The following is a 14,299-nucleotide window of genomic DNA, read 5'->3' as shown; positions in this document are numbered from 1 at the left end:
AAGGGGATTATTCGACCGACTTGAACTCGTCATAAGTCGCATCGCGCAGCGCGGCCTGCGTGACTTCCGCCACTTCCGGGCGGGCTTTCAGCCATGCCACGGCGGCGTCCAGCTGTTCCTGCGTCAGCGATTTTTCGCCGATCAGCATGCCGTCGGTGGCGGCAAACGGTTGCGCGCCGCCGAAGCACGCGACATACAGGTGGTTGCTTTCCACCCACTCGATCCAGTCGGACAGCCACGCTTCGAATGCAGCGCTTTCCAGCACCTGCTTGAAGCGGATCGAGACGTCGCCGCGCAGCTGTTTATAGTCGCCCAGGTGCAGTTTCTTGCGCTGGCGGTTGTTGGTGTTGCGCAGACGGCGCTGCGATGGTTGGCGCAAGGTGGTCATGTGGTTTCCTTTCTGATTACCTGGTCTTGGACAGCGGATTCAAAGCAGCGCGCCGGTGCCCGGCCCGGGATCATGACGCCGGGGGCGATTTCCAGCAGCGGCATGAGCACGAATGCGCGGTCGCACATGCGCGGATGGGGCACGGTCAGTGTAGGCGAGGCGATCTGTTCTTGCCCGTATAACAGCAAATCCAGGTCCAGCGTGCGGGGCGCGTTGCGGTACGGGCGTTCGCGGCCATGGGCCTGTTCGATGTCGTGCAGGGTGTGCAGCAGTGCGTGGGCGTCGAGCGTGGTGTCGATGGACGCCACGGCATTGACGTAATCGTCGCCGGACGAATCGATGGGCGCCGTGCGGTACAGGCTGGACACCGAGGTGACGGTGCAGCCGGGCGCGCGTTTCAGGCGCGCGACCGCGTCGAGCACATTGGCGCGCGCATCGCCCAGGTTGGCGCCGATACCGATGTAGGCCGTAATTGATGCAATGCGCGTCACGCGGTCACTCGCCATCGGAATGGGCCGGCGCCGGCGCGCTGTCGCCACCACCACCACCGCCATTACCGCCTTCGCGGTTGCGGGGCGCGCGGCGCGGCGGACGTTTGCGCTTGGCGCCGCCACCACCTTGCGACTGCGATTGCAGGCCGGCGATCAGTGTTTCGCGTGCGGTCTCGTCGCCTTCGTAGAACGCGGTCCACCACTGGCCCAGTTCCGTGTCGATTTCGCCCGAGGCGCAGCGCAGCAGCAGGAAGTCATAGCCGGCGCGGAAGCGCGTGTGTTCCAGCAGCTTGTACGGATTCTTGCCGGTGCGGCGCTCGAAGCGCGGCTGCATCGACCAGATGTCGCGCATGTCGGAACCGATCTTGCGCTGCAGGGCCAGTTTTTCCGTTTGCGAATCCAGCACGTCGTCGGCCGCCTGGTGCAGCGCGGGGATGGCGAATTCGCCGGCCGCCAGGTAGGCATTCCACTTTTCCAGCACCTGGTGCCACAGCAGCGACGCAAACAGGAAGCCCGGCGAGACGGTCTTGCCGGCATGGATGCGGCGGTCGGTGGAATCGAGCGCCAGCGTCACGAACTTGAAGCCCAGCGGCTGTTCCAGCACCACGTCCAGCAGCGGCAGCAAGCCATGGTGCAAGCCTTCCTTGCGCAATTGCTGCAGGCAGGCCAGCGCATGGCCGGACATGAGCAGCTTGAGCATTTCATCGAACACGCGGGCGGCCGGCACGTTGTTGATCAGCGGCGCCATCACGCGGATCGGCGCGGCGGTATGCTGTTCGATCGCGAATTGCAGCTTGGCGGCAAAGCGCACCACGCGCAGCATGCGCACCGGGTCTTCGCGGTAGCGGGCTTCCGGTACGCCGATGATGCGCAGGGTTTTCGCCCTGATGTCTTCGATGCCGCCGTGGTAATCCAGCACTTCCTGCGTGGCCGGGTTGTAATACATGGCGTTGATGGTGAAGTCGCGGCGTTCCGCGTCTTCCGCCTGGGTGCCGAAGGTGTTATCGCGCAGCACGCGGCCATGCTCGTCTTTCGGCGCATTGTCGACCGCGGGGCCGCGGAAGGTGGTCACCTCCAGCAAGTCCTGGCCGAACATCACGTGCACGATCTGGAAGCGCTTGCCGATGATGAACGCGCGGCGGAACAGGCGTTTCACCTGTTCCGGCGTGGCGTTGGTGGCGATGTCGAAATCCTTGGGCTTCACGCCCAGCAGCAGGTCGCGCACGGCGCCACCGACAACGAAGGCCTGATAGCCCGCTTCCTGCAAGGTGCTGGTGACGCGCACGGCGTTATTCGACAGCAGTCTCGGGTCGATGCCATGCTGTTGCGGCCCCAGGATCACGGGGCCGCTGGGTGCTTCCTTGCCTTTGACGCCCAGGATTTTGCGGATCAGTTTCTTAATCATTGAACAGTTGGATAGTAGGCCAGCCTTGAGCGGCGGCGTGGCTGGTCAGGGCGGCGTTCGGGTTGCAGGCAACCGGATGGGTCACCACTGACATCAGCGGAATATCGTTGTGCGAATCGCTGTAGAAGTGCGAGCTTTCAAAGTCTTCCAGGCGCTTGCCCAGCTTTTCCAGCCATGCTTTGGTGTGGGTGACTTTGCCGGCGCCCTGCGTCGGCGTACCCAGCAGCTTGCCGGTGATGGCGCCATCGCTGGCCACTTCCGGCATGGCGGCGATCAGGTGTTCCACGCCCAGCGCGTCGGCGATCGGCTTGGTGACGAAGTGGTTGGTGGCGGTCACGATGGCCACCAGGTCACCCGCTTCCAGGTGCTTTTGCAGCAGCGCCCTGGCGGCGGGACGGATTGCCGGCGTGATCACTTCGCGCATGAATTGCGCCTGCATTTCATCGAGCCTGGCGCGGGGGAAGCCGGCCAGCGTGCCCAGCGAGAATTCCAGGTATTCGACCGGGTCCAGCGTGCCGGCCTGGTATTGGGCGAAAAATTCCTCGTTGCGGCGGGCGAATTCCGCCGCGTCGACGGCGCCGATACGGCACAGGAATTGTCCCCATTCGAAATCGGAATCGATCGGCAGCAGGGTGTGGTCGAGGTCAAACAGGGCCAGTTTCATCATTTTTGAGCTTGTTCCTGCAGCCACTCGCGCAGCAGCGGCAGGGTAATCGGGCGTTGGGTTTCGAGGGAATAGCGGTCCAGCGCATCCAGCATTTCGGACAGTGAACTCATGTCACGCCGGTAATGGGAAAGCAAATAGGGTAACACGCCGGCCGACAGCGTCAATCCCCGGGCCGCCGCCGCCGTGGTCAAAGCGGCAATCTTTTCATCGTCCGTCAGGCTGTGCAGGCGGTAAATCAGACCCCAGCCCATGCGGGTGCGCAAATCTTCCCGGACGGGCAGCACGGCCGGCGCGACGGCCCCGCTGCACACCATGAAAGCGTTGTTGGCGCGGATTTCATTAAACAGGGCGAACGCGTCGATCTGCGCCAGCGGCGACAGCTTTTCACAGTCGTCCAGCAGGTACAGGTCCACGTCGGGCGAGTAGACGAATTCCGATTCAATGGAAAACGGCGAGATATAGCGGGCGCGGTCGGCCGCCCCCAGCGCCCGCAGCAAGTGGCTCTTGCCGGCGCCCATATCGCCCCAGATATAGGCGAAATGCTCGCGCGACGTGCGGTTTTCGAATTGCCGCATCAGCGCGGCCAGTTCCGCGTTTTGTCCCACTTCGAAGGAATCGAGGGTGAGCACCGGCTCGGCGCCTAGATCCAGCACCAGTTGTTTCATTGCCTATGCCCTTGCGTCGTCTTCGTCATCACACTACGCATTATAAAAGCTGCTGGACAGGTAGTGGCGGCGCAAGTGCTTGAAAGCCACCATCAGTACCGCCGAAGCGGGCAGCGCCAGCAGCACGCCGACAAAGCCGAACAGCTGGCCGAACGCCAGCAACGCGAAAATCACGGCCAGCGGGTTGAGGCCGATGCGCTCGCCCACCAGGCGCGGCGTCAGGAAAAAGCCTTCGATGACCTGGCCGGCGCCATAGATGACGGCCACCGCGATCACGCCGCTCCAGTCGGTAAATTGCAGCACGGCGGCAATCAGCGCCAATACCAGGCCCAGGCCAAAGCCCAGGTAGGGGATGAAAACCAGCAGGCCGGTCAGGATGCCGACCGGCAGCGCCACGTCGAACCCGGCAATCATCAGCGACACCGAGTAATACACGGCCAGCACGAGCATCACCAGCAACTGGCCGCGCAGGTATTGCGCCAGCAGGGTGTCGACTTCCTCCGCCATGGCGATGGTGCGGCCCACGTAGCGGCGCGGCACGCAGTCGGCAATGCGGGCAATGACCTGATGCCAGTCCAGCAGCAGGTAAAACAGCAGCACCGGCACCAGCATCGCGATGAACAGCCAGCCCAGCACGGCGCTGCCGCCGGCGCGGCCCCACGTCAGCAGCGAGCGCCAGATTTCATCGCCGGACGAGGCCAGTTGCTGGGAGACCAATTCCTTGATGCCGGCGCTGTCCATCGGTACATGGACGCCCATTTCACGCAAGCGCGGGCCCAGCGTGTCATTGGCCTTGGCCATGAAGGCGGGAATTTGCGCCTGCAACAGGGGGATTTCACGCTGCAGCACCGGCACCACGATCAGTCCCAGCGTGGTGATGGCGGCCAGGAACAGCACCACCACGACCACCACGGCCAGCGCGCGCGGCACGCCGATGCGGCCCAGCCGCAACCGCTCCAGCCGGTCGACGCCGGGATTGAGTGCATAGGCAATGATGGCGGCGGCCAGGAACGGCGTCAAAATCGGCCCGAGCGCCAGCAAAAGCAGCCAGAATGCCACCCAAACCGCCACCCAGAACGCCGTCTGCTTTTGTTCTACCGAGAGGGGAAAAGGCATGGGGAAGGGGATTTTTGGCTAAAAATGGGTGATTGCACAGGCGTTGAGCAGGCATTTTGATAGAATAGCGGTCTTGCCGCTACTAATGCCAAAAGCGTTGGCAGCGGCCACCGCCTTCTATTTTACCGCCTCCGCTGCGAAATACACCATGAGCCAAACTTCTAATGTTTCCCTGTCCTACCGTGACGCCGGCGTCGATATCGACGCGGGCGACGCCTTAGTCGATGCCATCAAGCCGTTTGCCAAGCGCACCATGCGCGAAGGCGTGATGGCCGGCATTGGCGGCTTTGGCGCCATGTTCGAGATCAGCAAGAAATACCAGGAACCGGTACTGGTGTCCGGTACGGACGGCGTCGGCACCAAGCTGAAACTGGCGTTTGAACTGAACCGCCACGACACCGTCGGCATCGACCTGGTGGCCATGAGCGTCAACGACATCCTGGTGCAGGGCGCCGAGCCGCTGTTCTTCCTCGACTATTTCGCTTGCGGCAAGCTGGATGTTCCACAGGCAACTGCCGTGGTCAAAGGCATCGCCCAGGGTTGCGAACAGGCCGGCGCGGCGCTGATCGGCGGCGAAACCGCTGAAATGCCAAGCATGTACCCGGCCGGCGAATACGACCTGGCCGGTTTCGCGGTCGGCGTGGTGGAAAAGTCGAAAATCATCGACGGCACCAAGATCGCCCCGGGCGACGTGGTGCTGGGCCTGGCCTCGTCGGGCGCGCACTCGAACGGTTATTCGCTGGTACGCAAGATTATCGAAGTGGCAAAACCAGACCTGGAAGGCGACTTCCACGGCCGCAAACTGGCCGACGTGCTGATGGAGCCAACCCGCATCTACGTGAAACCGCTGCTGGCGCTGATGGCGTCCATGGAAGTCAAAGGCCTGGTGCACATCACGGGCGGCGGCCTGGTGGAAAACATTCCACGCGTGCTGCAAGACCACCTGACCTGCGAACTGGATGGCAAATCGTGGACCCTGCCACCGCTGTTCCAGTGGCTGCAACAGCACGGCGGCGTGGCGGACGCGGAAATGCACCGCGTGTTCAACTGCGGCATCGGCATGACCGTCATCGTTTCCGCTGAAAACGCGGATGCGGCCGAAGCCCAGCTGAAAGCGGCCGGTGAAACCGTGTACCGCATCGGCAAGATCCGTGCACGCCAGGATGGCGAGCACCAGACCATCGTGGTGTGATGGTGACCAGGCGCCGATCTCAACAGACGCGCCAGTGATACAGAAAGCGGACTATGCCAGTGGCGTCGTCCGCTTTTTCTTTTTTGACAGGGGAGAGTATATGGGCCGGATCCGCGTCCGCATGGCGGCATGCATTGCAGCGAGCCTGGTGTGCGGCGTTTGGCAAGCATCGGCGCAGGCTGACCCGCGCCCCATGCTGGTGTTGACAGGCGCAATTGAAATCCACACCACCTACGGCCCCTGGCTCACGCTGATTTACACGGAAGCGCTGGGCCGCCTCGGCTACCGGCTCGATTACCGGCCCTATCCCGCCAAGCGTTCCAGCCTGGTGTCCGACAGTGGCGAGGCCGATGGCGAAATCAATCGCGTCGCCGAATACAGCCAGCTGCACCCGGAACTGGTGAAGGTGCCGGTACCGCACTTTGCCATCCGTTTTTGCGCCTATGCGGCGCGGCCGATGGCCCTGGCAAACGGATGGGAGGCGCTGAAGCCGGCCGATTTGCGCGTCGAGTACCGCAGCGGCGTGGCCCTGCCGAGCGTGCAATTGCCACTGGTGGTGTCGGCCGACCGGCTGACGGTCGTCAACAGTACGCTGCTGGGATTACGCAAGCTGCAGGTGGGCCGCAGCGATGTGTTTGTCGAAGTGGAAACGGTGGCCGATGCCGCGCTGGCCGCCGACGAATTCCGTAATACGGCGATTCGCAAGGTGGCGTTGATGGACAGCGCCGACGTGTATGCGCACCTGCACAAGCGCCATGCCGACCTGGCCGTGAAGCTGGGCCAGGTGCTGGCGGATATGAAGAAGGAAGGCTTGATCGAGAAGTACCGGCTGCAGGCAATGGTGAAGCAGCAGGGATAATCGGCGGCGGGCCGGGAAGCCCGCAGCGGGGCAGTCCTACGGCTTCAGGATTTTCGCCACCGGCGCCGGCCGCAGCCGGTATGCATCCGGCATGCCGGACCCCAGTAACGGCCGCAAGTAGAGGCGGAACGCATCGGTCACATCGGTTCCTTCCGGCGTGATGAAGGCATCGTCCATGGTGCGCGTCTTGCCCGCCACGGCTTCCAACGGCAGCAATTCATAGTCGACCGAATAAAAGCCGGTGCGCTTGATGGCGACGGAGCCATCGCGGTCGCCCCACATGGCAAATTGCACGGCCTTTTCACCCACCTCGCGCGCTTCGCGCTGGTCGACGTCCGACACGCAGCCGATGAACGAGCGTTGCAGGTAGCCGAAGGTATCGCCGCGCACGCGCTTGATGCCCAGCTTGTCCTTGATTTCGTCGCACAGCAAATCCGCCAGCGCCCCGGTGCCGGACAATTGCACGTTGCCGTGCGCATCGCGTTCCACTTCCTTCGCCAGCAAGGTGGCAATCGGTTCACCGGACGCGTCGTGGATGCCTTCGGAGACGGCGATCACGCAGCGCCCGTGCCTGTCATACGTGGCTTTGACGTCGGCCAGGAAGGGTTCCAGTTCGAATACCCGCTCCGGCATGTAAATCAGGTGCGGCCCGTCGTCGGGGAATTTCTTGCCCAGCGCGGAGGCGGCCGTTAAAAAGCCCGCGTGGCGGCCCATGACGACGCCGACATAGACGCCGGGCAGCGACGCGTTATCGAGGTTGGCGCCGGCAAACGCTTGCGCGACAAAGCGGGCGGCGGACGGGAAGCCCGGCGTGTGGTCGTTGCCGACCAGGTCATTGTCGATGGTCTTCGGAATGTGGATGCAGCGCAGCGGATAGCCGGCGGCCTGCGCCTGCTGGCTGACGATGCGCACGGTGTCGGACGAATCGTTGCCGCCGATGTAAAAGAAGTGTTCGATTTCATGTGCGCGCAATACTTCAAAGATTTGCGCGCAATATTTTTCGTCCGGTTTGTCGCGGGTGGAACCCAGCGCCGACGACGGCGTGGCGGCCACCAGTTCCAGGTTATGGCTGGTTTCCTGGGTCAGGTCGACGAAGTCTTCATTGATGATGCCGCGCACACCGTGCAGTGCGCCATAGACGCGGGTCACGTGGCGATGGCGCCGCGCTTCCAGCACCACCCCCACCAGCGACTGGTTGATGACGGCGCTGGGCCCGCCTCCCTGTGCCACCAGTATTTTTCCAGACGACATGGATGCTCCTTCAATGAAGTTGGCCAGCCGTCAGGTTACTCCTATTTGCTTGCCGTTCCGATATGCTTGTCGAGGAATTTCTCGACGCGGTTCCAGAAATCGACACGGTTTTCCGGCAACGACCAGCCATGGCCCTCGCCGTCGTACGTGACCCATTCCACGTCCGGGTTGTGGGCTTTGACGGCTTTGTAGAAGCGTTCGCCGTGCACGATGGGAACGCGGCGGTCGTGGGTGCCGTAAGCCAGCAGCACGGGACGCTTGACGCGGGCGGCCTGCACCAGCGGCGACGTCGCTTGCAACTGGTCGGCATCCTTGACCTGGTCGCCCACCAGTTGCGGCATGCCGTACTGTTTCCAGTCTTCCGACAGGTCGCCGATGATGCGCCACGTGCCGGTGTACAGCAGGTTGATGTCGGTGACACCGGCCCAGTCGATGGCGCACTTGAACAGGTCGCCGTCCTTGATGACGCCCATCAGCGCGGCATAGCCGCCGTAGCTGGCCCCGGCAATGCAGACGCGCCCGCCATCGGCAATGCCTTGCGCCGCCAGCGCACGGGCGCCGTCGGCCAGGTCATCCTGCATGGCCAGGCCCCACTGCTTCCATCCCGCCATCGTGTGGCGGGCGCCGAAGCCCGCGCTGCCACGGAACTCCGGTTGCAGCACGGCATAGCCGCGCGTGGCGAGGAATTGCGCTTCGTCGTCCCAGTTCCATTCGCCGCCCCGCACGAACGGGCCGCCATGCACCAGCACCACCAGCGGCAGGTTGGTCTTCTTGCCGCCGGGCGGCAACGTCAGCCAGGCGGGGATGGACATGCCGTCGCGCGCCTTGTAGCGAATCATGCTGCGCTCGCCCATCGCCAGCGGATTGATGGCGGGGTGGGCCTCACCGAGCTTGGAGATTTTTTGGGTGTCGCGGTTATACAGCACGAACACCACCGGCTGGCGGTCCGACCACGATTTCACGACCACCCATGGCGTTTCCGGGCGGTTCGCCACCGAGATTTCATTGACGGTGCCGGGCAGCAGCTTGTCGATGGTGTCTTGCAAGGCCGCCATGTCCTTGTCCCACCAGTGCGTGCTGCGCGCATCGGTCAGCATGTGCACGCCCAGCAGCTTGCCGTTGCCGCTGACGAAGCGGCCGGTGAAATCGTAGTCGGTGAGGTCGATCACGGGCTTGTCGCCCAGCTTGCCAGTCTTGACGTCAAAGCTGCGCACCACGCGATGTCCGACCTGGGCGCCGGTGGCGACGTACAGCGTGCCGTCGCCGGCCACACCAATGGGCTCGAATGAACCGGGCGATTTGCCATACGCGGGGAATTCGGCCAGCTTGCGCCATTCGCCGCTGGCGGGATCGCGGTAGTGCACCGACTTGAGGTCGCGATCCTGCGCCGTGGCGACGCGCGGTTCACCGCTGGCGTCCAGCAAGATCGAATCCGTGTATGCCGGCACGGCGACGCCTTGCGAACGCCCCGTTACCGTATTGACGCGCAGCAGCGACCAGGACTGGAACTCGCCGCCGGACGTGCGGCGCGACTGTTTTGCATAGATGTAGTCGTCTTTTTGGGCGCCATCCTGCTCAAGCAGATAGGTATTTGACGGCAGCAACTGGCGCTTGATGTGGGTGCCGGTACTGGATTCGGCATCGTAACCGCGGTCCGCCAGCTGCAATGTGCCGCTGCCATCGCGGTTGACGGCATACATGCCGGGCGCAAATTTCAGGTCGCCCGGCGCCAGCGAGTCGTCGCGGGTGTCGTACACCAGGCGGTTATCGTTGACCCATTCAAAGTAATCGATATCGATGTTGCTGTAATGGGCCACGGGCGTGGAGATGCTCTCCGCCAGGTTAATGACGAACAAGCCTTGCCGTTTGCCGGGCGAGCCGGATCGTACGGCCAGGTAGCGGCCGCTCGGCGACAGCTTGGCTGCGGAAAATTGCGGGTTGCTGAAAAAGGCTTCCGTGGCGGGCGGCGCGATGGTGGCGGCCAATGGGGCCGTGACGGGCGTGGCCAGCAGGGCGGCGCATGCCATGGCCAGTAAACTGCGTTTCAACATGTTGCTTTCCTTATTTGCCTGTATTGCCCGTGCTGCCGGCATTGCTGGTGTTGCCGATGCTGCCTGCACCGATATTCTTGTCCAGGAATTTCTCCACACGGCCCCAGAAATCAATGCGGTTTTTCGGCAAGGCCCAGCCGTGGCCTTCTTCTTCATAGACCACCCATTCGACCTGCTTGTTATGGACCGTCACGGCGTCGCGGAACTTGTTGCCATGGTAGAGCGGTACGCGCTGGTCGGCGCGGCCATAGGCCAGCAGCAGCGGCTGCGTGATGCGGGCGGCCTGCTGCAGGGGCGACGTGGCTTTCAACTGTTCCGCATCCTTTTCCACGTCGCCGATCAGCACCGGGAAACCGTATTGTTTCCACATGTCGGACAGATCGGACGTATAGCTCCAGTGGCCATTGGCGAGCAGGCTGATGTCGGTCACGCCGACCCAGTCGATACCGCACTTGAACAGTTCCGGGTTGTTCACCAGTCCCATCAGCGTGGCATAGCCGCCATAGCTGGCGCCGGCGATGCAGATCCGCTTGGGATCGGCCATGCCCTTGTCGATGGCCCATTTGACGCCGTCGGCCACGTCGTCCTGCATTTTCAGGCCCCACTGCTTCCAGCCGGCGCGGAAGTGCTTGTCGCCGAAACCGGTGCTGCCCCGGAATTCCGGCTCCAGCACCAGGTAGCCGCGCGATGCGAGGAACTGGGCTTGCGGATTCCAGCCCCATTCGCCGCCACGGACATAGGGGCCGCCGTGCACCAGCACCACCATCGGCAGGTTTTTGCCCTGGCCCTTGGGTGTGGTCAGCCAGGCGGGAATGCGCAAACCGTCGCGCGCCGTATAGCTGACGGCATCCTGCGGCGCCATCTGCGCGGGCTGGATTTTCGGGTGCGACGCACCTACCAGGGCCAGCGCTTTGGTTTCGCGGTCATAAATGAACGTCACGGCCGGTTGCAGGTCGGAATACGATTCCACCAGGACGTTCCGGGTTTCCGGGCGCTTCGGCGGCGTCACCAGGTTGACGGTGTTGGGCAGCTTGGCGTCGACTTCCGCCTGCACGGCTTTCATCGCATCGTCGAGCCACATCGTGCCCCTGGCATCGGTCGTGTAGCGTACGCCGATCAGCTTGGTATCGCTGAAGATCAGCTTGCCGCTGAAGTCATAGCCATCCAGTTCGATCACGGGCTTGTCGCTGAGCTTGGCGGTGGCCAGGTCAAACGTGAACACGGCAGCCTTGTCGCGGCCACGGTGCGCCACCACGTACAATACGCCATCCGGGCCGAAAGCCAGCGGCCGGAAGGCGCCTTTTCCGCCTATGAACGTGTCGAATTCCACCAGCACGCGCCATTCGCCCGTCTGCGGATCGCGCAAGTGCACGGTGCTTTTGCCTTTTTTCGATGTCGTGGCGATGCGCGGCTCGCCTTTTTCATCGAGCAGCCAGCTATCGGTATCGCCGGGACGTTGCACGGTGGCGTGGTGGCCCGTCAGCGTGTTCAGGCGCAGCAGGTTTTCCGCTTCCCAGTCGCCGGGCCGGTTGTAGACACTGCTGCTGACATAGACAAATTCGGAATTTTGCGCGCCATCCTGGCCCAGCATGAAGGTATGCCATGGCAACAATTGCCGGGCGACGGTGGGCGCCGAGATAAAGTTGCCGGTGCGGTTCGCCAACTGGCGGAATTTCTCGCCATCGCGGTTCACCGCATACAGGCCGGGGCCGTAGCGGCGGTCGCCCTGGCCCAGTTGCTTGTCGGTGGTGTTGAACAGCAACCGTTCGTCGTTGACCCACGTGAAGGCGCCGACGTCGACATCATTGAAGTACGCGACTGACGTTGCAGCGTGGGTGGCCAGGTCCACCACGGCCAGCCGTTCGCGGCCATTGGGGGCCGCCAGCTTGGCGGCCAGGTAGCGGCCGCTGGGCGACAGTTTCGCGCCGCTGAACTCGGCATTGTTGAAGAAGTCGGCCAGCGATGGCACGGCTTGCGCGGCAGCCTGTTGCACTGGTTGTGCAGGCTGGCTGGCCGGCGCCTGTGAGGCGGCGGCCAGTGGCAAGGCAATCAGGAAGGCGGCGATCGGCCGCATGACGATATGGTTCATGGTGCGGATGGGGTTGGTTTAGTCGTAGCTGCGCTGGCTGTGCTGGCGGCAGCGCCAGCGCCGATTTGTTTGTCGAGGAAGCGTTCCACGCGGGTCCAGAAATCGATGCGGTTTTTTGGCAAGGCCCAGCCGTGGCCTTCCTCTTCATATTCGATCCACTCGACTTGCTTGTTGGTGGCTTTCAGCGCGTCGCGGAACCTGGTGCCGTGGATGATCGGCACGCGCATGTCGGCGCCGCCATAGGCCAGCAGCAATGGTTGCGTGATGCGCGCCGCTTGCTGCAGCGGCGACGTGGCCTTGAATTGCTCGGCATCCTTGACCGGGTCGCCGATCAATTCCGGCATGCCGTATTTTTTCCACATGGGCGGCAAGTCGGATGTGAAGCGCCAGTGGCCCGTAAACAGCAGGTTGATGTCGGTGACGCCGACCCAGTTGATGCCGCACTGGAACAGGCCAGGATCGTTCACCAGGCCCATCATGGCGGCATAGCCGCCATAGCTGGCGCCGGCAATGCAGATCCGTTTCGGATCGGCGATGCCTTGCGCAATGGCCCATTTCACGCCATCGGCAATATCGTCCTGCATTTTCAAGCCCCACTGTTTCCAGCCGGCGTGGAAATGCTGGTAACCGAACCCGGTGCTGCCGCGGAATTCCGGTTCCAGCACCGCGTAGCCGCGCGACGCGAGGAACTGGCTTTCCGGTTTCCAGCCCCAGGCCGTGCCACGCGAATACGGGCCGCCATGCACCAGCACCACCATCGGCAAATTCTTGCCGGCGCCGGCCGGCGTGGTCAGCCAGGCGGGAATCTTCATGCCGTCGCGCGCCGCATAGTGCTGCAAGTCTTGCGTGCCCATTTGCGATAACTTGATGTTCGGGTGGCTATGGCCCGCCAGGTTCAGCGTCTTCTTTTCCGTGTCGTAAATGAAGTACGCGCGCGGCTGGCGGTCCGAATACGCTTCCACCAGCAAGTACGGCGTTTCCGCGTGGGTCGGCGGCGTCACGATGTTGACGGTGCGGGGCAGCTTGGCGTCGATTTCCTTTTGCGCGCCCTGCATGGCGGCGTCGAACCATTGCGTGCCCTCGCCGTCGGCCAGGAAGCGTACGCCCAGCAATTTACCGTTGTTGAAAATCAGCTTGCCGCTGAAATCGTAGCCGTCCAGGCTGATCAGCGGTTTCGGGCTGATGGCGCCGGTTTCCAGGTCCATCGTATGGACGGCGGCGATGCCGTTGCCGGTGCTGGTGCTGACGTACAGCGTGCCGTCGCTGCCGAAGGCCAGCGGCTGGAAGGCGCCTTTGCCGCCCGTGAACATGGGGTTGGACGCCACCTTGCGCCAGGCCCCGGTTTTCGGGTCCAGGTAGTGCAGGATTTGCTGGCCCGCTTCATGGGTGATGGCAAGCCGTGGCTCGCCTTTCGCGTCCAGCAGCCAGTCGCGCGTGTCGCCGGGACCCTCGACCGTGGTATGGCGCGTGGTCTTCGTGTTCAGCTTCAGCAATTCCACGTGGTCGAAATCGCCGGGGGCATTGATGTTGATGTTGGCGACATACACCTGGTCGGAATTTTGCGCGCCGTCGGCATGCAGCATGAAGGTATGCCATGGCAGCATGTTGTCGTCGCCGCCATTGCGGACGAAGGGATTGTTGTGCCGCGCCAGCTGGCGGAATTGCTGGCCGTCGCTGTTTACCGCATACAGGCCGGGACCATAGCGGCGGGCGCCCTGGCCGATTTGCTTGTCGGTGGTGTCGAACAGCAGGCGCTGATCGCTGATCCACGCAAAGTAACCGATGTCCGTGTCCTTGAAGTTGGCGACGGATTTGGCCGACGTGTTGACCAGGTCCACCACGGCCAGCTGCTCGCGGCCATTTTCCGCGACGCGCTTGGCGGCCAGGTAGCGGCCGCTGGGCGACAGCCGGGCCGCGCTGAAATCCGGGTTGTTGAAGAAATCCGCAGCGGGAATGGCGGCAGAAGCTGCGGCCGGCGCCAGCGGCGCGGCGGCCGCGTGGCATGGGATGGACAGGGATAAGGCGGTGGCAACTGCGAGGGCAGTCAGGCGAAGGGATGGGAGCGGCACGACGTACGTTACAAAGAAGATAATTTCTTTAGAATAACATCGTGCTGCCAATTTGA

Annotated in this window: 12 protein-coding genes; 2 read left to right on the top strand and 10 right to left on the bottom strand. The window is 63.1% G+C overall.

The genetic code is table 11. The features are described 5' to 3' along the window. Nucleotides 1-7 precede the first annotated feature (7 nt). From GJ700_RS17265 to GJ700_RS17240, 6 genes are read right to left on the bottom strand one after another with little or no spacing between them, the layout of a single operon-like run. Nucleotides 8-388: a 50S ribosome-binding protein YggL gene (locus GJ700_RS17265; protein WP_154376052.1), complete on the bottom strand. Its 381-nt coding sequence runs from the start codon at nucleotides 386-388 to the stop codon at nucleotides 8-10. Continuing rightward, entirely contained in the window at nucleotides 385-894 is a 510-nt protein-coding gene (gene folK, locus GJ700_RS17260) for a 2-amino-4-hydroxy-6-hydroxymethyldihydropteridine diphosphokinase (protein ID WP_154376050.1), read from the bottom strand. The genes GJ700_RS17265 and folK overlap by 4 nt, the downstream gene beginning before the upstream one ends. Next, entirely contained in the window at nucleotides 884-2,284 is a 1,401-nt protein-coding gene (pcnB, locus tag GJ700_RS17255; protein ID WP_154376048.1) for a polynucleotide adenylyltransferase PcnB, read from the bottom strand. Before pcnB ends, folK begins: the two co-directional genes overlap by 11 nt. Then, complete coding sequence (locus GJ700_RS17250) at nucleotides 2,277-2,948, bottom strand: histidinol-phosphatase (RefSeq protein WP_154376281.1); 672 nt, start codon at nucleotides 2,946-2,948, stop codon at nucleotides 2,277-2,279. Before GJ700_RS17250 ends, pcnB begins: the two co-directional genes overlap by 8 nt. Next, entirely contained in the window at nucleotides 2,948-3,616 is a 669-nt protein-coding gene (gene hda / locus GJ700_RS17245) for a DnaA regulatory inactivator Hda (protein ID WP_154376046.1), read from the bottom strand. The genes GJ700_RS17250 and hda overlap by 1 nt, the downstream gene beginning before the upstream one ends. 33 nt (nucleotides 3,617-3,649) lie before the next feature. Further along, on the bottom strand, nucleotides 3,650-4,732 hold the full coding sequence (locus GJ700_RS17240; RefSeq protein WP_154376044.1) for an AI-2E family transporter: 1,083 nt from the start codon (nucleotides 4,730-4,732) through the stop codon (nucleotides 3,650-3,652). Nucleotides 4,733-4,880: 148 nt separating this feature from the next. Here GJ700_RS17240 and purM point away from each other — a divergent pair, with 148 nt between their 5' ends. Both purM and GJ700_RS17230 read left to right on the top strand, forming a co-directional pair. Next, nucleotides 4,881-5,924 (top strand): phosphoribosylformylglycinamidine cyclo-ligase, encoded by a 1,044-nt coding sequence (gene purM, locus GJ700_RS17235; protein WP_154376042.1) that lies wholly within the window; start codon nucleotides 4,881-4,883, stop codon nucleotides 5,922-5,924. Between the two features lie 100 nt (nucleotides 5,925-6,024). After that, the gene (locus GJ700_RS17230) at nucleotides 6,025-6,783 is read left to right on the top strand and encodes a type 2 periplasmic-binding domain-containing protein (protein ID WP_154376040.1); all 759 of its coding nucleotides are present in this window, start codon (nucleotides 6,025-6,027) and stop codon (nucleotides 6,781-6,783) included. 36 nt (nucleotides 6,784-6,819) lie between these two features. Here GJ700_RS17230 and GJ700_RS17225 read toward each other — a convergent pair whose 3' ends face one another. The 4 genes from GJ700_RS17225 to GJ700_RS17210 are packed head-to-tail and all read right to left on the bottom strand — an operon-like array spanning nucleotide 6,820 to nucleotide 14,243. Further along, on the bottom strand, nucleotides 6,820-8,034 hold the full coding sequence (locus GJ700_RS17225; RefSeq protein ID WP_154376038.1) for a 6-phosphofructokinase: 1,215 nt from the start codon (nucleotides 8,032-8,034) through the stop codon (nucleotides 6,820-6,822). A 41-nt stretch (nucleotides 8,035-8,075) separates the two neighbouring features. Then, nucleotides 8,076-10,085 carry an alpha/beta hydrolase family protein gene (locus GJ700_RS17220; RefSeq protein ID WP_154376035.1) on the bottom strand — a complete coding sequence of 670 codons (2,010 nt, stop codon included), beginning with the start codon at nucleotides 10,083-10,085 and terminating at the stop codon, nucleotides 8,076-8,078. A gap of 10 nt (nucleotides 10,086-10,095) precedes the next feature. Continuing rightward, nucleotides 10,096-12,174 carry a prolyl oligopeptidase family serine peptidase gene (locus tag GJ700_RS17215; RefSeq protein ID WP_154376034.1) on the bottom strand — a complete coding sequence of 693 codons (2,079 nt, stop codon included), beginning with the start codon at nucleotides 12,172-12,174 and terminating at the stop codon, nucleotides 10,096-10,098. Beyond that, nucleotides 12,171-14,243 (bottom strand): S9 family peptidase, encoded by a 2,073-nt coding sequence (locus GJ700_RS17210; protein WP_371868000.1) that lies wholly within the window; start codon nucleotides 14,241-14,243, stop codon nucleotides 12,171-12,173. The genes GJ700_RS17215 and GJ700_RS17210 overlap by 4 nt, the downstream gene beginning before the upstream one ends. Between the last annotated feature and the right edge of the window lie 56 nt (nucleotides 14,244-14,299).

Source organism: Pseudoduganella rivuli (assembly GCF_009674485.1).
Lineage (GTDB): Bacteria > Pseudomonadota > Gammaproteobacteria > Burkholderiales > Burkholderiaceae_D > Rugamonas > Rugamonas rivuli_B.
Note: the sequence above shows the minus strand (reverse complement) of the source record. Positions and strands in the feature narration are given on the sequence as shown.

Excerpts from the sequence above, each read along its gene's own strand:
- GJ700_RS17265 (WP_154376052.1), bottom strand. The coding sequence starts at position 388 with ATGACCACCTTGCGCCAACCATCGCAGCGCCGTCTGCGCAACACCAAC.
- folK (WP_154376050.1), bottom strand. The coding sequence starts at position 894 with ATGGCGAGTGACCGCGTGACGCGCATTGCATCAATTACGGCCTACATC.
- pcnB (WP_154376048.1), bottom strand. The coding sequence starts at position 2,284 with ATGATTAAGAAACTGATCCGCAAAATCCTGGGCGTCAAAGGCAAGGAA.
- GJ700_RS17250 (WP_154376281.1), bottom strand. The coding sequence starts at position 2,948 with ATGAAACTGGCCCTGTTTGACCTCGACCACACCCTGCTGCCGATCGAT.
- hda (WP_154376046.1), bottom strand. The coding sequence starts at position 3,616 with ATGAAACAACTGGTGCTGGATCTAGGCGCCGAGCCGGTGCTCACCCTC.
- GJ700_RS17240 (WP_154376044.1), bottom strand. The coding sequence starts at position 4,732 with ATGCCTTTTCCCCTCTCGGTAGAACAAAAGCAGACGGCGTTCTGGGTG.
- purM (WP_154376042.1), top strand. The coding sequence starts at position 4,881 with ATGAGCCAAACTTCTAATGTTTCCCTGTCCTACCGTGACGCCGGCGTC.
- GJ700_RS17230 (WP_154376040.1), top strand. The coding sequence starts at position 6,025 with ATGGGCCGGATCCGCGTCCGCATGGCGGCATGCATTGCAGCGAGCCTG.
- GJ700_RS17225 (WP_154376038.1), bottom strand. The coding sequence starts at position 8,034 with ATGTCGTCTGGAAAAATACTGGTGGCACAGGGAGGCGGGCCCAGCGCC.
- GJ700_RS17220 (WP_154376035.1), bottom strand. The coding sequence starts at position 10,085 with ATGTTGAAACGCAGTTTACTGGCCATGGCATGCGCCGCCCTGCTGGCC.
- GJ700_RS17215 (WP_154376034.1), bottom strand. The coding sequence starts at position 12,174 with ATGAACCATATCGTCATGCGGCCGATCGCCGCCTTCCTGATTGCCTTG.